The organism is Vibrio sp. 2134-1 (assembly GCF_033339495.1).
Map to the genome: position 1 here is coordinate 293,985 of NZ_JAWOUS010000002.1, position 20,598 is coordinate 314,582.

Genomic DNA, 20,598 nt, shown 5'->3' on the forward strand with positions numbered 1-20,598 from the left:
ATAGATGTCCTCATCGTCAATGACTTCATCAGGCTTCAGATTCTTATTCCCTTTTTTGCTACTGGGCATAGTGAGTTCGGGCATGGACAGCATTATTCAGATGACTCAGGCAAACTGGGGCATTGCCGCAAACTTGCCGTACATACTATTAGGTTGTGCGCTACTCCTTTGTTATTCATTTAAGCAAGGCAGAGAATCCATGGTGTGCTTGGCAATGTTGCTAGCCTACTTCGTGATACAGCACCGCCTACAAGTCCCGCTTCAAAGTGGTACCGCTTTACTTGAGCTAACCATTTTAGCCACGTTACTTCCTGTCTCGTTTCTTACGGTATTTTTGTTTAGTAAAGAAGGTTTTGACTCTAGAGCCATGTTGACTTACATCTTGATGTTAGCAATGTTCGTTCTTTGGTCTTATCTAACGCTAGCATATTACGTTGAAGGAGGGTTTGAACAATGGACAAGCGGTATTTTATTTATTGTACCGACGGTCTCTAAACTGCCTTTCATTCTTGTTTTATATTGCGTGGGTATTGTCTGTTTTCTTGGAATCCTTGTTTTAAAGAAGAATGAAATTATCCATGCGATGACCTACTCTGCCATGGTATTGGCGTCTGCGACGTTCATTTTCTTTGATGTGCAATACATATCAAGCACCATGTTTACGCTAACAGGGCTGCTTATCATTATTTATGCCGCTTCCGCTAGCCATCAACTAGCTTTCACCGATAGCCTAACGCTGATTCCGAGCAGACGTGCACTTGATCTCGATCTAAAACACATGGGTAAGAAGTTCACGATCGCAATGCTTGATGTTGACCATTTTAAAAAGTTTAACGACACCTACGGTCACGATACTGGTGATGACGTTCTAAAAATGGTCGCTTCGCGCCTCACTAAAACCCCAGGCGGCGCAAAAGTTTATCGATTTGGCGGAGAAGAATTTACCATCGTTTTTAAAGGCAAATACGCTGACGAATGTAAGAACTTTTTGGAAGAAGCTCGCAAATCGATTGCAGAATATGAGATGATATTACGCGATGAAGAATCTCGCCCTGAGAACCATAAACAAGGACAAAAACGTCGTGGTAGCAACAGTTCGAAAAGAAAGTCGGTTTTTGTTACCGCAAGTTTCGGAGTTGCAGATAGCCGGAATGGGCAAGCTCCTCTGGACGTCATTAAATTAGCGGACGAAGCACTTTACAAAGCGAAAAAGGCCGGACGTAACTGCATAAAGCTTCGTTAGACCCTCACCAATCGTGAAAGTTAACAAGCTTGTCCGGGTTTAAAACAAAACCGAACTTCCCCATCAGCATAACAACTGCACTCATCGTTGCCACTATCCCGATGTTATCTATCTAATCATAGGTATAAGGTATACGCCCGATTGCGACATTCCGTTCGCACTGTTTGCCTATCTTACTTTGAGTTAGCTTTAAAATAACCACCAAAACGTGACAACGCAACAAAAAGAGTGGCATTCATAAGATTTTGTTTTTAAAAAGAATTAACTACAGTATGTGTGTTTCTTCCCAAAGACTTCGAGGTATATAGCGCTTTATCAACGGTTGCATACAAGTCTGATTGCACTTCTTTCCCTGTCGGTTGAAAAACAAAAACACCCTGTGACACTGTCACCCTATTTGACACACTAGAATACTCATGTGGGTAATCGAGAAAATACATAGCCTCTTGTATACGCTCGGCTTCTCTTTCTGCTGTTTGAGTGTCGGTACACCCTAGCAACACGACAAACTCTTCTCCACCATATCGACCTACATATTCCCCAGAGCGACAAAAAGTAGCCTTGAGTTGATTCGCAATCGCTTGCAAGCAACGGTCGCCCTCAATATGACCGTAATTATCATTAAACGGTTTAAAAAAATCGACGTCCAATAGAATCAAAGCCATTGGCATATTGTGACGGCCATGCCATGCAACCATCGATTCCAACTTATGGTCGATATAACGGCGGTTATAGAGTTTGGTTAGGCCATCTTCATTCGCTTGTTGAGTCAAAAGTTGATTAACTTGCTCTAATTGAGCTGTCGCTTGCTTAAGCTCTCGTCTCATATGAGCAATACGCTGCATTGCGATAAGTTTAGAGTTCAGTACCAGTTTATCTACCGGCTTAATTAAATAGTCATCACCGCCCGCGTCTATGGCTTTAGCAATCATTTCTGGCTCTTCGTGACTACTCAAGAAAATAATTGGGATCCAATCCGGAAACGTTTCTCTTATATGAAGAGAGACTTCAAAACCGTTCATATCTGGCATTGATATATCGAGCAACACCAGTTCCGGGTCAAAACTCTCGTAGGTAGTTAACGCCTCTAGTCCACTACCTACGGCTTTTACAATATGTCCAAGTTGCTTTAGACGAATAGCCAACTGCATCCTGTCTAGCTGAACATCGTCAACCAGAAGGATTCGCATCGATGTCCCTGTCGGTTGCATAACGCGTTCCATTTTTAATTATGTCTTTATTAAACATATACCATACTCATAGAGTTGTTGCATTTGACTCATAATTAAGTGCTATATTTTTGTTTGAATATCACGGAATCCATTGCATAAAGCAGTTAGACTGAACGTTACCCTATCTAATCATGGCCTGTGAGCAGAAGTTCAACAAACTCATTCACTTTGGTCATCTTGCGGACTAATGGGTATAGCTATTTGATGCATTTGGTATTAATATTCCCGCCTTTTTGTAATGAGAGACACACCATGTCAGAAGCAACTAACAGCGAAAGCAAAAAAATCGATCTAGCCAGCATTTCTCCAGAGCTACGTAAAGTTATCGAATTTGACGAAGTTCCAGAGCAAATGTTCGAAATGGTTACCTCTATCCATGAAGTGTCTGAAGAAGCGGTACGTGAATCATGGGACGAAATGCCAGCAAGTGCACAGAACATTCTAGACAACTTTGAACAGTTTCATGCTCTAGTTTCTGTAGGCCAAGCATTCGCTGGTATTAATGTGATGGAAGAGTTCCCTACTCTTAATCTGCCAGAAAACATGACAGATGAAGATAAAGAAGAATACCGTGCTCAACTACTTGATAATGTGCTTCACAACTGCGTGAAAGACATGGTTAAGCAACTGAAGAAAGCACGTCGTGACCCACTTCTTAAGCGTGAATTCAAAGAAGTATTCGCGAAGTAATTCCGTCATTCTTCTAGTAACAAAGGCCGCACTTTGCGGCCTTTTTTGATCATGAAGCGTAAATCAGTCTAAACGGTTAATGAGGCGCTAGTGCCATATCTTTTTGTGTCACACTGACACCTTTAATTTGTGCAAAAACACGACTACCAACTTTTAGGTTGAGATCATCAAGGGCCCACGGTGTGATCGTTGCCCACAAATAACATTTCTCGTCTAGCTTGAGTGATACATTAATACTCTGCTTGTCATCGGCTGCGTTAAGCGCCTCGATGGAATCGACAATAGCAGGCAAAATATTTCGAATCGACGTCGCCTTGGGTTGCTCGAGCGTGATAGAAACGTCGTTGGCACGCACTTGCAAGCGTATTGGCGTGTCTGGTGTTCCGTCAATCTTTTGCACCCACAGGAATACATTAGGTGCAAGGCTGATACAAGTCAGTGCATAACGTTCATGATGTTCAGCAATCCGGCCTTCAAATAAGCTGCTTTGATCTGAGAAAGATTGCCATGGACGCATAGCATGAGAAGCCCACACTTCCTCAAGCTTACCTGAACTCGAAATTTTACCTTGGTCAATAATTGCAAGGTGCTGAGCAAGCCTTAAAATTTCCTGGAGACTGTGTGTGACATAGATAATAGGGATATTTACCTTCTCCGACAACTCCTCAAGAAAAGGCATTACCTCACGCTTTCTTGGCATATCGAGTGAGGCAAGTGGCTCATCCATCAAAAGCAAATTGGGTTTAGATAGCAATGCGCGCGCAATCGCAACACGTTGCTTTTCACCACCAGAAAGTGATACCGGAAAGCGCTTTAGTAACGGTTTGATAGACAAGAGTTCGGTGACTGCATCAAAATACTCGTCATCTTTTTCTTTAACGCCATATAACAAATTGCCTTGAACCGAATAGTGAGGAAACAAACGTGAATCCTGAAACACATAACCAATACCACGCTTGTGCGTTGGTAGGTTGATTCCCTGTTCACTGTCAAACAAAACATGCTCACCAACCGCAACATACCCTTGCCTTGGAGTGACCAATCCGCTGATGATGTTAATCAACGTCGTTTTACCTGCACCAGATCGTCCAAACAAGGCACTAATTCCGTTACAGGGTAACTTAAGTTTGATGTCGAAGTCAGTCTCACCAAGCATTTGTTTAAATTGGACTTTAATCGTCATTGCTTCGCACCCAATCTGCTTGCCGCTTTACGATTTAGCCATTCAGAGATCATTAATGTAGACAAGGCTAACGCGATAGAAATGATACACAGACGAGCCGCCTGCATTTCTGAACCTGGCGTTTCAATAAAGTTGTACATTGCCAGCGGAATCGTTTGGGTCTCACCCGGAATGTTAGAGACGAAACTGATCGTCGCCCCGAATTCGCCAAGACTACGAGCAAATGACAGCATCGTGCCCGTAATAATTCCGGGAATGGTCAGTGGTAACGTGACGGTGAGAAACACTTTTAAAGGAGAAGCGCCTAACGTAGAGGCTGCGTGCTCCAATTTAGGGTCGACGCTATCTAAGCTTAAGCGTACTGAACGAACCATCAAAGGCAAAGCCACGACAATACAAGCGACTACTGCCCCTTTCCAATTAAAGCTAAATACTACCCCTAAGTTTTCATAGAGCCACTTTCCAAGGAACCCTTGTCGTCCTAAAGAAATCAACAATAAATAGCCGATTACCACTGGCGGCAATACCAGTGGTAAATGAATTAAGCTATCGAGAATCGATTTACCAAAGAACGTTTTTCGAGAAAGTAGCCAAGCAAGAAAAACGCCGAGAGGAATCAGCCAAAGTACTGCGTACGCGCCTACTTTGAGGCTTAACATTAAGGCTTGGTATTCCAGTTCTGTCACGCTTAGTTCCTATAATTGAGGGCCGGTCTATTGCTGAAAGCCATATTGAGCAAAAACGCGTGCGGCTTCGTCCGATTTTAGGTATTGGAAGAACTGCTCCGACTCAGTAGAATCATTCACAATTGCAGCCGGATACACAATAGCCGCATGCGTATCACTCGCAAATTCGCCGACAATTTTGACTTTACCAGTTAACTGAGCATCGGTTTTGTAGACCACACCTAAAGGCGCTTCTCCACGTTCAACCAACGCCAAAGCTAAGCGCACATTCTTTGCCGGTGCGACGTGAGTTTGAACCGCTTTCCATACACCCAGTGTAGTCAATGACTCTTTCGCGTACATACCAGCAGGTACTGATGTCGGATTGCCTAACGCAAGACGATTTCCATGCAATGCCTTCTCCCATGCCTTTGCATCAGAAAAGTTAAATGAGGTTAATTCTGAAGACTGAGGAGCAATCAAGACTAAGCTATTGCGCACTAGATTTGTGACATTGTCACGATAAATGACGTCTTTATCGACCAAATAATCCATCCATTTCGTGTTCGCAGAAATGAATACATCCGCTGGTGCGCCATTGATAATTTGTCGAGCGATAGCAGAAGAACCACCATAAACGGGAGTGATAGAAACGTCATACTTTTCTTCAAAGTTTTGCGCGATCTCGTTAATCGCATTCGTCATAGAAGAGGCTGCATACACTTTTAGGTTCGTTGCTGCGTTTGCTGAAAATGAAATGCTTAATACTGCCGCAAGGCAAGCATGCTGTTTCCATGCTTTCATAGAGATACTCCAATACAAGGCAAGCGAAAGAACAGGTTATTTGAATATAAAGTTCAATCAGTTAATGTGCTATTTAAACAAAAAATCAAGGCGCATATGTTGTTCTATCGCATCTGCGATGCGATTAATGCCTTGCTCCTTTAACTCTTCAAAGTCTTGTTGTTTGATTTGGGTGCCGTTTACCCATTCTGATACCAGGCTTAAGACATCTGCCTCGTCAAAGAACCCGTGAAGGTAGGTTCCCATGATTTGGCCACACTCGCTGATCGCCCCTTCCGCTTCACCGGAACTGAATGTAAGAGGTTGCAGGCCCCGTACTTCACTTCGCCCTACGTGGATTTCATAACCCTTTACATTGGCTGTTTTGCCGTTAAGAGAAAGCTGTGCTTGTGTGTTTGTAAGCTGTTTGCTGTTAGTTAGCGTCGTAGTGATATCAAGCAACCCAAGTCCTTCGCTTTGACCTGGTTGGCCTTCGACGCCGTTTGGATCATCAATCAAGTTTCCAAGCATCTGGTAGCCGCCACAGATACCAATCACTTTTCCACCAAGACGAATATGACGCAAGATATCGTTATCCCACCCTTGGCTTCTTAGATACTCCAGATCGTCTCTCACTGATTTGGTCCCAGGCAAAATAACCAGGTCGGCTTTATCTATTTTTTCGCCTTTACCTACATAACGTAGATTGATGTCTGGATTCAATCGCAGCACATCAAAATCAGTATGATTACTAATCCGGGTTAAAACAGGCACAGCAACATTCAGTTTTACCTCAGAGTGCAACTCTTGCTGCGCAGTGATCGCGTCTTCTGCTTCTAAATTCAAACCATGGAGAAAAGGAAGTACACCAAGTACAGGTTTACCTGTTTTTTCTTCTAGCCAATCGAGGCCCGATTGCAATAAACGAATATCACCTCGAAAACGGTTAATAACAAATCCTTTTACTCGCGCTTGTTCAGATTCAGAAAGTAGCGCAAGTGTTCCGTACAAATGTGCAAACACTCCACCACGATCAATATCAGCAACAATGATCACTGGTACATCAGCGGCCTCAGCAAAACCCATGTTTGCAATATCGCCTTCTCGTAAATTGATTTCAGCAGGACTCCCCGCGCCCTCGATAATGATCGAATCAAATTCTTGAGTCAGACGAGAGAAGGAATCTAACACCGTGTCCATCGCCACTTTCTTGTAATCATGAAAGCCAGCCGCATCCATATTGGAAATCGCCTTACCCTGCAAAATGATCTGAGCACCTGTATCACTGTTAGGTTTAATCAAAACCGGATTCATATGTACGGTTGGCTCAATATTACACGCCTGTGCCTGAACGGCCTGTGCTCGACCTATTTCACCGCCATCTTTGGTTACCGCACTATTTAGTGCCATGTTTTGTGGCTTAAATGGGGCAACATTTATCCCTTTTCTTGCTAATACACGGCATAAACCTGCCACAAGGACACTTTTTCCGGCATCCGAAGTGGTGCCTTGAACCATTAAAGATGGGATCGCTGATTTCATGAACATTCGTAAGGAATAGAGGAAGATGAACAATCATAACGTCATCGTCCCCACTTACTCAAGCAAATGAATAGAATATGAATGTTGAAATCATCATTGGTTCAAACAAGCCCTGTTTTAATGACCCCATCAAAACAAACCGATGAGGATGTAACATGAAAAAGAATACAATTATCGCAACAATCGCCGCCTTAGCTATTGCTCCTTCTATCGCGTTCGCGAAAGATAACGCTCAAAACCAATCAAACTTGCAGTTTAACGGTCCTGTCACTGTGGAAAAATTGGATGCCTTGCTAAACGACTCCAATATGTTTACTGAAAAAGATGTGGTCGTTGAAGGTAACTTATTGCGTCAAGTTCGCGCGGATAAGTTTGTCTTTAGCGATGGTTCCGGTGAAGTGATGGTCGAACTCGATGACGATATTCAGCTAAATACTCCGATTGATCACACGACTAAAGTCCGTCTGTTTGGCGAATTTGAAGGCGGGAACAAACCAGAGATTGAAGTCGAACAACTCGTAGTCATGTAAAACAAACCCCGATTGCTGTGCATATCAACATGATGTAGTGACGATTACAGCTAAATAGTGACGGCAAGCACTTAAAATGATAGCTTTATCAATCTTGGTCTGCTTTTTGCAGACCATTTTTTTGTTCATTTTAATCATCTTGCCCGGAGACACCATGCTAGGTAAAGCTCTAAAGGTTGCAGCCTTTGGTTTGTGTGCTATTTTGCCACTTTCCGCACATGCAAATAATTTCAACTACAACACGATGGAATTTCGCATGGGCACTAGCCCTGGTACATTTGGTGGCGAGTTCAATACCTACTTTACAGAGAATACCCATTTCATTGCTCGCGCAGACAGTGAGTTTAGCGGAGACTGGGACATTGCTGGTGGTATAGGCTTTAATGGGCCAGCAGGCCAATTTGCAGATATTTATGGCCAAATGTTGGTACACAACATTAAAGAGAACGGCAGTGATAAAGTGGGTGACGAGTGGCGCACGGAAGTGAATATTGGCACTCGTATTTGGTTTATGCAAAATGTTGAGCTACATGGCCGTATCGGCCAAATCATAGATAATGACGATTCGAACACCATTTACAATCTGGGCGCACGATTCCACTCAACTCAACAACTATCGCTTGGTGCAGATTTCAAAAATAATGGTGTCTATGGCCAGCAAATTGTAATGTCTGCTCGTTTTGCATTTTAGTGGATATGACTACCAGGCATCACAAGCAAGCATATGATTCAATAAAAATAGCCTCCGATTTTGGAGGCCATTTTTTGCTAATCAAGAATTATTAGCTTGTAGCAGAAACTAGCTTTAATACATCAGTTTTTAGCGGTTTTTTTAGGTTTATCTTGCACATATTTTTTCGATACATCCACAACGGCAATATCTCTAAAAAAGCTTCGACCAAGCAAAATTGGAAACGTCATATGTCCGCGATCCGCTAACGTAAACTCTGTCTTTTCTTTGTGATCCCCAACGGTAATGTAGGCTTTTACCACCGCTCGTTTATCCACCTCTTCTGACGAAGACTGCTTAACTTTAGCCCAGCGCTCAACGGGTACTTTAAATTCTTTGGTGTCTTTGTCACCTAAATCTATCTTAAATTTAACCCAGTCTTTACCATCACGCTCAAACGGAACAATGTCAGTCGCACTAATTGATGATGTTGTCGCACCTGTATCGACTCTAGCCTTGAAAGTCTGGTCAATTTCAGGAACATAAACCCATTCTTCAGAACCAAGAATTAACATGCCATCGGGTGTTTTTGTGACCTTGACTGGCTTCTTAGGCTTTGGTTCCGGCTTTTTCTCAGGTTTCGCTTCTGGTTTGGGCTCCACCTCTGGCTTTGGATCTACATCAGGTTTCACTTCTGGCTCGACTTTAACGGGCGCTTCGACCTTTGGCGACTCTGGCTCAACAGGTTCCTGCGTCGTTTGAGTTGACGTACAAGCAATTAAACTGCCGCTCATCATAAGCGGCAGAATCAGTTTCCAGTTTTTCATCCACACTCCAATTAAGCTTGAGATACTTTCTTAATTGCGTCCGCTACGTATGGAATATGAGTTTCGGTAAGTCCGGCAATGTTAATTCGACCATCGCCAACACCATAAATGCCATAATCTTCACGCAGTTGCGCCATTTGGTTTCCACTAAAGCCTAGCACAGTAAACATGCCTTTGTGACCCTCAATGAAATCAAATTGATCTGTATTATGGTTGTTTCTCAACTCGTTACACAAACTTTGACGAAGGCTAACCAAACGATGTTGCATTTCACTCAATTCTTGCTTCCAAACGGAAGTGAGATTGTCATCTTGCAGAATGGTCTTGACTAAAGCTGCACCATGGTCGGGTGGCATCGTGTAAGTCGAGCGAGCTAGAGTGAGGAGTTTACCTTTTGCATTGGTTACATCATGCATGTTCTTACCAACCACAATCGCTGCACCAGTTCGTTCACGGTACAGACCAAAGTTCTTCGAACATGAAGTAGTAATCAACATCTCTTCAACGTTATCTGCCATAAAACGAAGACCTTTTGCGTCTTCTTCTAGGCCATCACCGAAGCCTTGGTAAGCAATGTCCACAAATGGGATGAAACCGTTCTTCTGCGACAATTCTGTAATGGCTTGCCAAGCAGAGAAGTCAATATCTGCACCAGTTGGGTTGTGGCAACAACCATGAAGAAGTACCACATCTGAAGGCCCAGCTTTCGCAAGATCATCCATCATTTTTGCGGTGTCTACTTGTTTCGTTTCCGAAGAGAAATAGTGGTAGAACTTAACTTTAAGGCCTGCTGCTTCCATCACTGGCTTGTGGTTTACGTAGCTTGGGTTGGAAATCCAAACCGTCGTATCTGGCTGTGCGATCTTCATTAGATCACCGAGCATACGCAGCGCACCACTTGCACCTGGCGTTTGAATAGCTGCAACACGATCCATTGCAGACGTTCCCGTCAGCAGCAAATCGATCATGCTTTTATTAAATTCTTCGCAACCCGCAAGACCAACATAAGACTTGGTTTTTTGAGTTTCAACAACGACATCCTGCGCCATTTGAATGGCTTTCATAATCGGCGTTTCGCCTGCGCTGTTTTTGTATACGCCAATGCCAAGGTCAACCTTGTTTGGACGTTCATCGTTACGGTATGCAACGGATAGAGATAAAATAGGATCTAATACGGGAGTTGGGAGATTAGAAAACATGAAAGTCATAACCCTTTGAAATTCAAGTACCGAACCTCACGTTAACACCATCGCAAAAAATGACGAAATGATTTTTCACTTATTTCATCAATTAGAGAACAAAATTCTGGATTGCGGTGAGTTTTGTGCGCTCTATCGTTCAGAAAAAGAACGATTCACTCCTCGTCGTACCAATCCACTCTACCGTTTTTTCTAAACTCTCTTGGTGTCATGGTCGACCACGCTTTAAAACGTGTACTAAAGTTAGCGCTGGTCGGATATCCGACTATTTCTCCAATATGCTGAATTGGCCATTCTGTTGAACGAAGTAACCTAGCAGCATATTCCATGCGCATACGCGTTAAATGTGCCATTGGGCTTCGACCAAACTGCTTTTGAGTCAGTCGATGCAAATGAGGCTCCGAACATGGATATAGAGCCGCCACCTGCTCAACGCTCCAATCCTTATGGAGCTGACGTTGGACAAGGTCAAATACACGCCGAAGCCTCAATTGGCTGCGTGATATCGACTCTGAGGGCGGCATGTTTAACATCAGCTCTAACTGAGCCACACTATGCTCACCTACCGCACCACCATAATCGATTGGAAGGTGAATGCTGCGTAGTAGTGTTTGGATACATGCATACATCACTTCAGGTGTAGATGAAAGCTGATAGCGAACATCACATTCTAATATCGGCCACTCTCTATCAGGAGCAAGAAAAAGCCACGCGATCTGCCAAGGTTCTTCTTCTATACCAAAACCGTTTTCAACACCTGCGGGTACTGTAATCAACGAGCCCGGTTCCAAATCGTATCGACAAGCCCCACTCTCTAGCCACCCTTTACCACGCACCGTATAGAGCAGCATGTGTTTCTTTTGGTTTTTACGATAAACAGAGAAGAAGTCACGACAAGTGGCAATGCCGCACTGCACAATGCCTCTCTCCTCAAGTGCTAATACTCGACTGTGATCAATAAACTCTTGATAAGTTTTTTCTGAAATCGCGTAGCGTTCTTGTTTATCTTCCATGATTTATTGGCTCACATGTGCGTTAGTAGAGAGTTTTACAAAGGTTTTGGATTCCTTTGAAAAATACACCGCCAAATCATGAGGATAAACTACTCGCATTAATCTTTAAGGAGAAATGCGATGCTCTTAACACGCGAATACATCGATAAAGCATTTTGGCAAAAGCTGATTACGATTGGCCTACCTGTTTCACTTCAGTCCATGCTTTTTGCTTTGCTCGGCGTCGTGGATATTTTCATGGTAAGCCTACTCGGAGAATCTGCAACGGCAGCAGTTGGAGTTGGAAATCGTATCTTTTTCTTCAACCTAGCGGTTGTCTTTGGCCTGTGCGGTGCAGTTACCGTACTTGCTTCTCAATACTACGGCTCAGGAAACCTAGCCGGAATTCGCAGAACGTTGGCGCAATCTTGGTTTATTTCCATTTTGGTGACGCTGCCGTTTATCGTTCTTTATGCGATTTTTGATGAAGAGATCGTCTCTTTTATGTCAGACGATCCTGAATACGTCACTTATGCACGTGATTATCTTGTGGTTACGGGCTTTAGCCTCATTGCTACGGCGATAGTAGTACCGATTGAAGCGGTATTGCGCTCCGTGGGCCAAACCAAACTGGCAACCAACGTTAGTATCTCCGCCATTGTCGTTAACGTCGCGCTTAATTATGTTTTGATTTTTGGTTTATTTGGTTTCCCTCAATGGGGCGTATTTGGTGCAGCCGTAGGTAGTTTTGTTTCTCGATTTTTCCAAACCGCTGTCTTGATTTATTTTTTCTACAAACGATATGCTTACCTAATTCCGACTAAGTTCGATTGGGTACAAGGCCGCTTAAAACAGTATCGAAAAAAGTACTTTAAGGTTTCTTTACCCATGTTGGTCCACGATGCGCTTTGGACTGGTGGATTGATCGTTTACAGCATCATCTATGGTCAATTGGGCGTTTCAGAACTGGCGATCATCTCATTCTTATCACCGATTGAAGGGGTACTGATTTCAACTTTTATGGGATTTGCGGTCGCTGCATCCGTTCTTCTTGGGAATGATATTGGTGCAAAACATTATGACCGAGTCGAGAAAACGGCGTGGTGGTATGTGTTAACCAGCGCAATCTTAGCCACCTTGCTGTTTTTCCTAGTGTGGTTGAGCTCGCCCATGATTCATCACCTATTGGTACTGAGCCCGTTAACCGATGCAGACATGGCACTTAACGTATGTTTAGTCATGGCGCTAGGTATGATTTTGAGGGTGTTTAACATGGTTGGGATTGGCGGCGTACTAAAGAGTGGCGCTGATATTCGCTATAGCATTTTCATCGACACGTTCGGTCAGTGGGCTATTGGCATCCCCCTTACTTATTACACAGGCATGGTGTTAGGGCTGCCTTTGCATTTTGTCTTGATGTCTCTGCTCGCGGAAGAGTTAGTGAAAGGCGTACTGACGACTTACCGTATTCAATCTAAACGTTGGATAAATAATATGGTTGAAGATGACCAATCGGTGACAGCGTAACCAAAAAGACATTAACGAACTCACACCATAAGGGCTCACCCGTTCTGCACGCGTGAGCTCTTTTTATGTGCGGAGAATGCTTGATTAGATGTCCGTAAATCGATGAATGATTTGGTTTGAACTGCCACGCCATTCGAGATTGAGGTCTTTCTTGTCTTGTTCAAACTTACCATCAATCAAAACATCGATGTATTGCACCACTTCCCTTTGCGCGTCATTCAGTTCCGTCAGCGTGTAGCCAGTCCAAACCCAAATGTCTTTACCTGGGCACTCCTCTCTCACCCTTTTCACTATCTTCAAAATATGAGACACATTAGCAGGGTGAAGCGGATCTCCACCCGACAACGACAAGCCACGGCGTTTGATACGCGTGTCGTTTAAGTCAGCGATGATTTTGTCTTCCGCTTCTTGCGTGAAAAGTACACCAGAATCCAAACGTTGCGTCGACTGGTTATAACAGCCACGGCACTGATGCACACAACCCGACACAAACAGCGTACAGCGCGTACCCGGTCCGTTAACAACGTCAATTGGATAGTATTGGTGGTAATTCATAATGCGTCTCTGTGTTATCGAGAAAGAGAAAATCAACCTGTTTAAAGTTGATTTTCAAAGTGTAAACGAGTGGTAGTTAACCTTACAGGTGTTTAACTCGGCGCTTCACTTCTTCTTGCTTACCGAAGTTAAACGGGCGTGCATCTGGGCTGCCTAGATAGCCACAAACTCGACGTGTTACTGATACTTTAGTTGAGTCATGGTTACCACAGCTTGGGCAAGTGAAGCCTTTGCTTGTACAGTCAAACTCGCCGTTGTAGCCACACTCGTAGCACTCATCAATTGGCGTGTTTGTACCGTAGTAAGGCACTCGGGTGTAACTGTAGTCCCATACGTTTTCTAGTGCTTCAACGTTACGTTGCATGTTCGGGAACTCGCCGTAACAGATAAAGCCGCCGCTTGAGATTTCTGGGTAAGGCATCTCAAAGTCGATCTTGTCGTATGGGTTCACCTTCTTCTCAACATCTAGGTGGAAGCTGTTGGTGTAGTAACCTTTGTCTGTTACGCCTTCAATTACGCCGAACTCTTTCGCATCGATGCGGCAGAAACGGCTACATAGGTTTTCACTTGGCGTTGCATATAAGCTGAAGCCATAACCTGTTTCGCCAGCCCATTGATTCACAGCATCTTTTAGATGCTTGATGATCGCGACCGCTTTTTCACGCAAAACAGCGTCATCATAAACGTGCGCTTCTGTACCGAATAGCGCGTTAATTGTCTCGTGTACACCGATGTAACCAAGAGAAATAGACGCACGACCGTTCTTGAAGATATCTGCGATTGAGTCGTCTGCTTTCAAGCGAACACCACATGCGCCTTCCATGTATAGGATTGGGGCCACACGTGCTTTCACGTTTTCAAGGCGAGAGATACGTGTCTCTAGTGCTTTACGAGCAAGACGTAGGCGGTCATTTAGAAGCTCGTAGAATTTCTCTTCGCTTCCGTTTGCACGGATAGCGATACGAGGAAGGTTCAAGCTCACGACGCCAAGGTTGTTACGACCTTCGTGAATCAGCTCACCGTTTTCTTCGTAAGTACCAAGAAAGCTACGGCAACCCATTGGCGTTTTGAATGAACCGGTTACTTCCACTACTTTGTCGTAGTTAAGAATGTCTGGGTACATACGCTTAGACGCACACTCAAGCGCAAGTTGCTTGATGTCGTAGTTGGGATCTTCTGATTTGTGGTTCAAACCATCTTTGATGCCGAATACAAGTTTAGGGAATACCGCTGTTTTACGGTTCTTGCCTAGACCTGCAATACGATTCTTCAGAATCGATTTCTGGATAAGGCGGGATGCCCAGCTTGTACCAAGACCAAAACCGAACGTAACGAATGGGGTTTGACCGTTCGCTGTATGCAGCGTGTTTACTTCGTATTCTAGAGATTGGAATGCGTCGTAACACTCTTTCTCAGTGCGCGCTTTTGCGAACTCTTCTGGCTCAGCAATGTTCCACTCTTTTGCGATCTCTAGGTGTTTCTCGTAGCTTGTGATTACGTACGGTTCTAGAACCTCATCAATACGGTTGATGGTTGTACCACCGTAAATGTGGCTCGCGACTTGAGCAATGATTTGCGCTGTTACCGCTGTTGCAGTCGAAATTGATTTTGGCGTATCAATCTCAGCGTTACCCATTTTAAAACCATGCGTCAGCATACCTTTAAGATCGATAAGCATACAGTTAAACATTGGGAAGAACGGTGCGTAGTCTAAATCGTGGTAGTGAATGTCACCCACTTCGTGCGCTTGAACCACATCGCGAGGAAGAATGTGCGTCTTCGCATAGTGTTTCGCTACGATACCAGCCAACAAGTCACGTTGAGTCGGAATTACTTTGCCGTCTTTGTTCGCGTTCTCGTTGATTAGATCCAGATTACTTTCTTCAATCAAACCTTCGATTTCGCGAGTTAGTGCACTTTGCTTCTCACGAGCGATGTCGCGATCGTGGCGGTATTCAATGTAAGAACGCGCTAGGGCTTTGTAAGGACCTTGCATGAGTTCATTTTCGACTAAGTCTTGAATCTCATGGATGTGAACTTCATCGTGTTCTCTTAACTGTAACTCGACAGCAAGAGCCACATTAAGAGCATAAATAGCGACATCTTTATCTTTGTTTTCCGCTGCTGCTTCAACTGCTGCTTGGATACGATCCCTGTTGAACGGAGCTCTTGATCCGTCGCGTTTGATTACGATTGGTTTCACCTTGTTCTCCTTACCCGAGCATACTCACAGAGTTATCCACAAACACACTATATGGGGTTATTTTTCATTCTAACAACACAATATATTGTGGCGTATTTAACGAGAAGCACCACTCGAAAACATTGATTTTGATCAATAAAGATTGGCTAGCGAACAAGAAGAAATCGATCTTATTGGCGTTGATCTCAGTTGCGAAGAAAACCATGAAAATTGCAAAATTGGTACTAAATCTACTTGCTATTTTTGGAGGTCTTGTAGGATAAAGGATGGAAAGGAATACGCTAAAAGATAGGAGTGCAACAGGCCAAAATGCGATCACTTTTTGTTACGTTAATATTACTTTTTAGTTCTCTTTCATTTGCTCAAAACTCCATCAATCTAACCAGTTGGAACATAGAATGGTTATCTATAGATGGTGGAAAAGTGTCGAGAACACCACAAGATTTTGAAAAACTGACCCACTATGTGGATAAAACACAAGCCGACATTCTTGCTTTTCAAGAAGTCGAAAGCGTCGCTGCAATGCAAAAAGCTGTTGGCAATGACTTCACTATTTATCTTTCCGATCGTTCAAACGCCTCCAACCGACACCTTCAGTTTAACGACACCAACCAATACACAGGCTTTGCCGTGCGCAATGGCGTAAGCGTATTAGACAAGCCAGACTTCTCTATCACACGAGGCAACAGCAAGCTGCGCTTCGCGAGCTACCTTGTTTTAAATCCAAACCAAGAAAACGAGACTCACCTACTCTCTGTACATCTGAAAGCGGGTTGCAGTGGCGCGTATAGTAATAACCGCGATTGTAAGATAGTGAAACAACAAGGACAGGCACTAGCTAAGTGGATAAAGGCGCGCGAGGACAACAAACAACATTATGTCGTGCTTGGCGACTTTAACCACAACTTGGGTTATCAAGGAGATTGGTTATGGGACGTGATATCGGACAATACTAGTGCAAAGCTAGTGACTAAAGACACTAAAGCGGAATGTAAAGTGCGTTCTAATCGTAATCCGAATAAAACCCATCAATTCCGCTCGGTGATAGACCACATTATTGTGAGTGGTGATTTAAAGGCGTCGTCTGGTGTTCAAACCGTTTTCAAAACACAAGATGTACTCGACTATAAACTGAGTGACCATTGCCCGGTTTCTACGACACTCACTTTTTAGCGTTTAAGTTCTCTGTTAACGTTGAGATACTCTTTTTGCGTTGAAGAACTCTTTAGCCACGAACCATTCTTTTAGCGGTGAATGACCCAACCAACATTGCCGCTATAAAGAGCAGAACTTGTGTGTTGCCAGTAATAAGGCTGGCAACCGCAGGACCAGGACACACACCCAGTAAGCCCCAACCAATACCAAACAGTACAGCACCACCGACTAACTTTTTGTCTATCGCTTTAGAAGTTGGGCATACAATCTCATCACCAAACACAGATTCGCTTCTTGGCTTTATTAATAAAAGATAAGCTGGAACGAACACCGCAAGTGCTCCGCCCATTACGAAGGCTAAGCTTGGATCCCATGCCCCAGTAATATCGAGAAAGCCAATCACTTTTGCCGGTTCAGCCATACCAGAGACCACCATACCAATACCAAAGAGCACACCAGAAAATGCAACAACGGACATTTGCTTAATACTTTTCATTACGTGAGTTTTCATAACGACACTATTCCTCACGATACTAGCAAGACGGTTAACATGGCTGTGGCCATAAAAGTACACGTCGCGACCACAGAACGGATTGAGAAACGCCCTATTCCACAAATGCCATGGCCACTAGTACAACCATTGCCGATACGCGTACCAACACCGACTAACAAGCCAGCAACGATAACTAAAATAAGAGAACCGCTGTACTGATCTGGTACATGCCCGCCAAGAACATAAACAGCAAACAAGCCACCTAATACCATCGCAATTAAAAAAACAATTCGCCAAACGCGGTCTGCGCTCTCAACGGCACCGTTTAAGATCCCACTGATCCCAGCAGTCTTGCCAGTAAATAGCATCAGTGTTATCGCTGATACGCCAACTATTATGCCGCCCAAAAGCGACATCCAAGGAACTTCAAACATAGCATCCGCCAAACTAATTACTTACAGAAAACTTGCTTAAACGCTTCAACCAGCGGACCAACTCTTTCATCAGAAATTGAATAAAATACCTGCTGAGAAACCTTCCTAGCTTTAATGATGTCGTGCTTTCTCAATACGGTGAGATGTTGTGAAAAAGCAGATTGGCTTAATGATGAACCTTCAAACAGTTCACCGACCCCTTTCTCACCTTCAATCAGCTTACACATCACGATTAGGCGCTCTGGATGAGCCATAATTTTAAGCAGCTCACTCGCTTCGGTCGCACTTTGTAGCATACTGTCGCCCATTCTTATGCCTCTTCATTACTACATTACATTTTATTAGATATTACTAATTAATATTATTAAGTCAATGCTAATGTAGATTAAATAACATTAGACTCAGCTAATTTATTTAAGTAAGGTGTAGGCGTTTTCGATCATTCAGCAGGAGAAATCCATGAGCAAAATCGTGATTATTGGTGGGGTTGCTGGCGGTGCATCTGCAGCAGCTCGCGCTCGTCGTCTTAGTGAAGACGCAGAAATCATTATGTTTGAACGCGGTCCATTTGTGTCATTTGCAAACTGTGGCTTGCCCTATCACATTGGTGGCGATATCCAAGAGCGCAGCAAACTGCTTCTTCAAACGCCTGAGAGCTTTTTAGCGCGTTTCAATGTTGATGTCCGTGTGATGAACGAAGTGGTTTCTATTAACCGTCAAGACAAAACGGTTACGGTTAACAATTTGCTTGATGGCTCTGAATACCAAGAGAGCTACGACTTTCTTCTACTCAGCCCTGGCGCAGGTCCAGCTGTGCCGCCTATTCCGGGTATTGATAACCCGTTAACGCACTCGCTGCGCAATATTCCAGATATGGATCGCATCATTAAAACGATCGAAACCAACAAAGTTGAACACGCTACGGTCGTTGGTGGTGGTTTTATCGGTTTGGAAATGATGGAAGCCTTCCACCAGCTAGGCATAAAAACCACATTAGTTGAAATGGCGGATCAAGTGATGACGCCCGTTGACCGTGAAATGGCTGGCTTCGCACATGCTGAAATTCGTGAGAAAGGCATCGACCTTAAACTTGGCGTCGCACTTGAGTCGGTGAAATTCGTACCTAACGAGCACGTGGCAAGTTTCGACTCTGGTGAGAGCGAAAAACACCAACATCTAGAAGGTGAATTGGAATTAACACTAAACAATGGTGAAAGACTCACCACCGATATTCTGATTATGGCAATTGGTGTTCGCCCCGAGACCAAATTAGCAAAAGAAGCTGGCTTAGAAATCGGCGCTCTTGGTGGTATTTATACCAATGAATACATGCAAACCAGCGATCCTTCGATCTACGCTGTCGGCGACGCGGTAGAAGAGAAAGACTTCGTGACTGGCGAGCAAACTCTAGTGCCACTTGCGGGCCCGGCAAACCGTCAAGGCCGAATGGCAGCAGACAACATGCTTGGCCGCCAAGAAACTTACCAAGGTACGCAAGGCACGGCGATCTGTAAGATCTTTGATTTAGCCGTCGCTTCTACTGGTAAAAACGAGAAACAGCTGAAACGTGAAAACATCGCTTATGAAAAAGTGTATGTGCATACAGCAAGTCACGCGAGTTACTACCCAGGTGCAGAAACCGTGTCATTCAAAATGCTGTTTGATCCAGTAACAGGTAAAATATTAGGTGCGCAAGCAGTAGGTAAAGACGGTGTTGATAAACGTATCGACGTAATGGCAGTTGCTCAGCGTGCTGGTATGACGGTAGAACAACTGCAACACCTTGAGCTAACTTACGCGCCACCTTATGGCTCTGCTAAAGATGTAATTAACCAAGCGGCGTTTGTGGCAAATAACATCATCAAAGGCGATGCGACCGCGATTCATTATGATGAAATGGATTCACTGACAGAAGACCAACTGTTACTTGATGTTCGTAATCCTGGTGAATTGGAGTCCGTTGGTTATCTTGAAGGTGCAATTAATATTCCTGTCGATCAACTACGTCGTCGCATGCACGAACTTCCTAAAGACAAAGAGATCGTGATTTATTGTCAGGTCGGTTTGCGCGGTAACGTCGCCTATCGTCAGCTGGTCAACTCAGGGTTTAAAGCACGTAACCTGCTTGGCGGCTATCGCACTTACAAGTTCGCCACTGCTTAAGGTAAACCAAACACTGCCCTTATCCTTTGGAGCACTCTGTGTGCGCCTTTTTTGTTTATGAAGCAAAGAAATAGGTAATGCTACTTTTTTCGCTGAACAAGCTTTACAACATTCTTTTTTAATTCAGCGTTGCTGAAGAGGAAACAGGTTTCTTTTTACTAACCTGCTTTGCTGCCAAATTAACAGCTTTTGCAAAGGATTCAGCTAACTCAGAAGTATAAGCTTTCCTAGCTCTGCGCTGTTTTACCTTACCATCCATAACCCCTCCACTTAGCACGCGACCTCAACTCGACAAGTTCGACGAAGTCGGCCAACATAATCAGCCTTAAGCATACTGGTATTTATTCTCCTACTCATTTAATTTGGTTCGAATCGTTAATTATTAACCTAATCAATCCAATACCCAAAATCACCACACGATACCTTTTAAAAAGTAATAAGTTGACTAACTATAAATTTATATTATGCGGGAATTAGTCCACTCTAATATACCCCCACTGTAAGTGATTTAT

Annotated in this window: 21 protein-coding genes; 7 read left to right on the forward strand and 14 right to left on the reverse strand. The window is 43.8% G+C overall.

Going from position 1 to position 20,598, the window contains the following annotated elements; genetic code table 11:
• Nucleotides 1-4 precede the first annotated feature (4 nt).
• On the forward strand, nt 5-1,243 hold the full coding sequence (locus R7R78_RS03670; RefSeq protein ID WP_130545642.1) for a sensor domain-containing diguanylate cyclase: 1,239 nt from the start codon (nt 5-7) through the stop codon (nt 1,241-1,243).
• 251 nt (nt 1,244-1,494) lie between these two features.
• Here R7R78_RS03670 and R7R78_RS03675 read toward each other — a convergent pair whose 3' ends face one another.
• A complete protein-coding gene (locus R7R78_RS03675) occupies nt 1,495-2,454 on the reverse strand; it encodes a diguanylate cyclase (RefSeq protein WP_225473056.1) in 960 nt (319 codons plus the stop codon).
• A 273-nt stretch (nt 2,455-2,727) separates the two neighbouring features.
• Here R7R78_RS03675 and R7R78_RS03680 point away from each other — a divergent pair, with 273 nt between their 5' ends.
• Nucleotides 2,728-3,165 carry a DUF3069 domain-containing protein gene (locus R7R78_RS03680; protein WP_005376232.1) on the forward strand — a complete coding sequence of 146 codons (438 nt, stop codon included), beginning with the start codon at nt 2,728-2,730 and terminating at the stop codon, nt 3,163-3,165.
• A gap of 76 nt (nt 3,166-3,241) precedes the next feature.
• Here R7R78_RS03680 and modC read toward each other — a convergent pair whose 3' ends face one another.
• The 4 genes from modC to R7R78_RS03700 form a co-directional block, all read right to left on the reverse strand.
• On the reverse strand, nt 3,242-4,348 hold the full coding sequence (gene modC / locus R7R78_RS03685) for a molybdenum ABC transporter ATP-binding protein ModC (protein ID WP_225473057.1): 1,107 nt from the start codon (nt 4,346-4,348) through the stop codon (nt 3,242-3,244).
• A complete protein-coding gene (modB, locus tag R7R78_RS03690) occupies nt 4,345-5,034 on the reverse strand; it encodes a molybdate ABC transporter permease subunit (protein ID WP_225473059.1) in 690 nt (229 codons plus the stop codon). The genes modC and modB overlap by 4 nt, the downstream gene beginning before the upstream one ends.
• A gap of 27 nt (nt 5,035-5,061) precedes the next feature.
• A complete protein-coding gene (gene modA / locus R7R78_RS03695) occupies nt 5,062-5,817 on the reverse strand; it encodes a molybdate ABC transporter substrate-binding protein (RefSeq protein ID WP_225473061.1) in 756 nt (251 codons plus the stop codon).
• Nucleotides 5,818-5,886: 69 nt separating this feature from the next.
• The gene (locus R7R78_RS03700; RefSeq protein WP_225473063.1) at nt 5,887-7,338 is read right to left on the reverse strand and encodes a cobyric acid synthase; all 1,452 of its coding nucleotides are present in this window, start codon (nt 7,336-7,338) and stop codon (nt 5,887-5,889) included.
• 155 nt (nt 7,339-7,493) lie between these two features.
• Between R7R78_RS03700 and R7R78_RS03705 the strand changes: the two genes are divergently transcribed.
• Together R7R78_RS03705 and R7R78_RS03710 are read left to right on the forward strand one after the other, a co-directional pair.
• Nucleotides 7,494-7,868: a YgiW/YdeI family stress tolerance OB fold protein gene (locus R7R78_RS03705; protein ID WP_005376220.1), complete on the forward strand. Its 375-nt coding sequence runs from the start codon at nt 7,494-7,496 to the stop codon at nt 7,866-7,868.
• 154 nt (nt 7,869-8,022) lie between these two features.
• Nucleotides 8,023-8,559 carry a hypothetical protein gene (locus R7R78_RS03710; protein WP_017634623.1) on the forward strand — a complete coding sequence of 179 codons (537 nt, stop codon included), beginning with the start codon at nt 8,023-8,025 and terminating at the stop codon, nt 8,557-8,559.
• Between the two features lie 122 nt (nt 8,560-8,681).
• On the opposite strand, the gene R7R78_RS03715 is transcribed toward R7R78_RS03710, so the two are convergent.
• The 3 genes from R7R78_RS03715 to R7R78_RS03725 form a co-directional block, all read right to left on the reverse strand.
• Entirely contained in the window at nt 8,682-9,365 is a 684-nt protein-coding gene (locus R7R78_RS03715; protein ID WP_064354793.1) for an ATP-dependent zinc protease, read from the reverse strand.
• An 11-nt stretch (nt 9,366-9,376) separates the two neighbouring features.
• Nucleotides 9,377-10,564 (reverse strand): aromatic amino acid transaminase, encoded by a 1,188-nt coding sequence (locus R7R78_RS03720; protein ID WP_017634625.1) that lies wholly within the window; start codon nt 10,562-10,564, stop codon nt 9,377-9,379.
• A 155-nt stretch (nt 10,565-10,719) separates the two neighbouring features.
• Nucleotides 10,720-11,577 carry an AraC family transcriptional regulator gene (locus R7R78_RS03725; RefSeq protein WP_213907658.1) on the reverse strand — a complete coding sequence of 286 codons (858 nt, stop codon included), beginning with the start codon at nt 11,575-11,577 and terminating at the stop codon, nt 10,720-10,722.
• Between the two features lie 120 nt (nt 11,578-11,697).
• On the opposite strand from R7R78_RS03725, the gene R7R78_RS03730 reads away from it, so the two are divergent.
• The gene (locus R7R78_RS03730; protein ID WP_005388027.1) at nt 11,698-13,083 is read left to right on the forward strand and encodes an MATE family efflux transporter; all 1,386 of its coding nucleotides are present in this window, start codon (nt 11,698-11,700) and stop codon (nt 13,081-13,083) included.
• Between the two features lie 84 nt (nt 13,084-13,167).
• Here R7R78_RS03730 and nrdG read toward each other — a convergent pair whose 3' ends face one another.
• Together nrdG and nrdD are read right to left on the reverse strand one after the other, a co-directional pair.
• Nucleotides 13,168-13,638, reverse strand: coding sequence for an anaerobic ribonucleoside-triphosphate reductase-activating protein (gene nrdG, locus R7R78_RS03735; RefSeq protein WP_151515557.1), 471 nt, complete (start codon nt 13,636-13,638; stop codon nt 13,168-13,170).
• Between the two features lie 82 nt (nt 13,639-13,720).
• Complete coding sequence (nrdD, locus tag R7R78_RS03740) at nt 13,721-15,841, reverse strand: anaerobic ribonucleoside-triphosphate reductase (RefSeq protein WP_225473065.1); 2,121 nt, start codon at nt 15,839-15,841, stop codon at nt 13,721-13,723.
• Nucleotides 15,842-16,150: 309 nt separating this feature from the next.
• On the opposite strand from nrdD, the gene R7R78_RS03745 reads away from it, so the two are divergent.
• Nucleotides 16,151-17,014 (forward strand): endonuclease/exonuclease/phosphatase family protein, encoded by an 864-nt coding sequence (locus tag R7R78_RS03745; protein ID WP_225473066.1) that lies wholly within the window; start codon nt 16,151-16,153, stop codon nt 17,012-17,014.
• Between the two features lie 52 nt (nt 17,015-17,066).
• On the opposite strand, the gene R7R78_RS03750 is transcribed toward R7R78_RS03745, so the two are convergent.
• Genes R7R78_RS03750 through R7R78_RS03760 form a run of 3 tightly spaced genes read right to left on the reverse strand, consistent with a single transcriptional unit; the run spans nt 17,067 to nt 18,231 of the window.
• Entirely contained in the window at nt 17,067-17,507 is a 441-nt protein-coding gene (locus tag R7R78_RS03750; protein WP_054700899.1) for a YeeE/YedE family protein, read from the reverse strand.
• 14 nt (nt 17,508-17,521) lie between these two features.
• Nucleotides 17,522-17,935 (reverse strand): YeeE/YedE family protein, encoded by a 414-nt coding sequence (locus R7R78_RS03755; RefSeq protein ID WP_254901900.1) that lies wholly within the window; start codon nt 17,933-17,935, stop codon nt 17,522-17,524.
• A gap of 5 nt (nt 17,936-17,940) precedes the next feature.
• On the reverse strand, nt 17,941-18,231 hold the full coding sequence (locus tag R7R78_RS03760; protein ID WP_005376206.1) for an ArsR/SmtB family transcription factor: 291 nt from the start codon (nt 18,229-18,231) through the stop codon (nt 17,941-17,943).
• Between the two features lie 151 nt (nt 18,232-18,382).
• Between R7R78_RS03760 and R7R78_RS03765 the strand changes: the two genes are divergently transcribed.
• On the forward strand, nt 18,383-20,086 hold the full coding sequence (locus R7R78_RS03765) for an FAD-dependent oxidoreductase (RefSeq protein ID WP_225473067.1): 1,704 nt from the start codon (nt 18,383-18,385) through the stop codon (nt 20,084-20,086).
• Nucleotides 20,087-20,204: 118 nt separating this feature from the next.
• Here R7R78_RS03765 and R7R78_RS03770 read toward each other — a convergent pair whose 3' ends face one another.
• Complete coding sequence (locus R7R78_RS03770; protein WP_213899853.1) at nt 20,205-20,345, reverse strand: hypothetical protein; 141 nt, start codon at nt 20,343-20,345, stop codon at nt 20,205-20,207.
• Nucleotides 20,346-20,598: the final 253 nt, after the last annotated feature.

Excerpts from the sequence above, each read along its gene's own strand:
- R7R78_RS03670 (WP_130545642.1), top strand. The coding sequence starts at position 5 with ATGTCCTCATCGTCAATGACTTCATCAGGCTTCAGATTCTTATTCCCT.
- R7R78_RS03675 (WP_225473056.1), bottom strand. The coding sequence starts at position 2,454 with ATGCAACCGACAGGGACATCGATGCGAATCCTTCTGGTTGACGATGTT.
- R7R78_RS03680 (WP_005376232.1), top strand. The coding sequence starts at position 2,728 with ATGTCAGAAGCAACTAACAGCGAAAGCAAAAAAATCGATCTAGCCAGC.
- modC (WP_225473057.1), bottom strand. The coding sequence starts at position 4,348 with ATGACGATTAAAGTCCAATTTAAACAAATGCTTGGTGAGACTGACTTC.
- modA (WP_225473061.1), bottom strand. The coding sequence starts at position 5,817 with ATGAAAGCATGGAAACAGCATGCTTGCCTTGCGGCAGTATTAAGCATT.
- R7R78_RS03700 (WP_225473063.1), bottom strand. The coding sequence starts at position 7,338 with ATGAAATCAGCGATCCCATCTTTAATGGTTCAAGGCACCACTTCGGAT.
- R7R78_RS03705 (WP_005376220.1), top strand. The coding sequence starts at position 7,494 with ATGAAAAAGAATACAATTATCGCAACAATCGCCGCCTTAGCTATTGCT.
- R7R78_RS03710 (WP_017634623.1), top strand. The coding sequence starts at position 8,023 with ATGCTAGGTAAAGCTCTAAAGGTTGCAGCCTTTGGTTTGTGTGCTATT.
- R7R78_RS03715 (WP_064354793.1), bottom strand. The coding sequence starts at position 9,365 with ATGAAAAACTGGAAACTGATTCTGCCGCTTATGATGAGCGGCAGTTTA.
- R7R78_RS03720 (WP_017634625.1), bottom strand. The coding sequence starts at position 10,564 with ATGTTTTCTAATCTCCCAACTCCCGTATTAGATCCTATTTTATCTCTA.
- R7R78_RS03725 (WP_213907658.1), bottom strand. The coding sequence starts at position 11,577 with ATGGAAGATAAACAAGAACGCTACGCGATTTCAGAAAAAACTTATCAA.
- R7R78_RS03730 (WP_005388027.1), top strand. The coding sequence starts at position 11,698 with ATGCTCTTAACACGCGAATACATCGATAAAGCATTTTGGCAAAAGCTG.
- nrdG (WP_151515557.1), bottom strand. The coding sequence starts at position 13,638 with ATGAATTACCACCAATACTATCCAATTGACGTTGTTAACGGACCGGGT.
- R7R78_RS03745 (WP_225473066.1), top strand. The coding sequence starts at position 16,151 with ATGCGATCACTTTTTGTTACGTTAATATTACTTTTTAGTTCTCTTTCA.
- R7R78_RS03750 (WP_054700899.1), bottom strand. The coding sequence starts at position 17,507 with ATGAAAACTCACGTAATGAAAAGTATTAAGCAAATGTCCGTTGTTGCA.
- R7R78_RS03760 (WP_005376206.1), bottom strand. The coding sequence starts at position 18,231 with ATGGGCGACAGTATGCTACAAAGTGCGACCGAAGCGAGTGAGCTGCTT.
- R7R78_RS03765 (WP_225473067.1), top strand. The coding sequence starts at position 18,383 with ATGAGCAAAATCGTGATTATTGGTGGGGTTGCTGGCGGTGCATCTGCA.
- R7R78_RS03770 (WP_213899853.1), bottom strand. The coding sequence starts at position 20,345 with ATGGATGGTAAGGTAAAACAGCGCAGAGCTAGGAAAGCTTATACTTCT.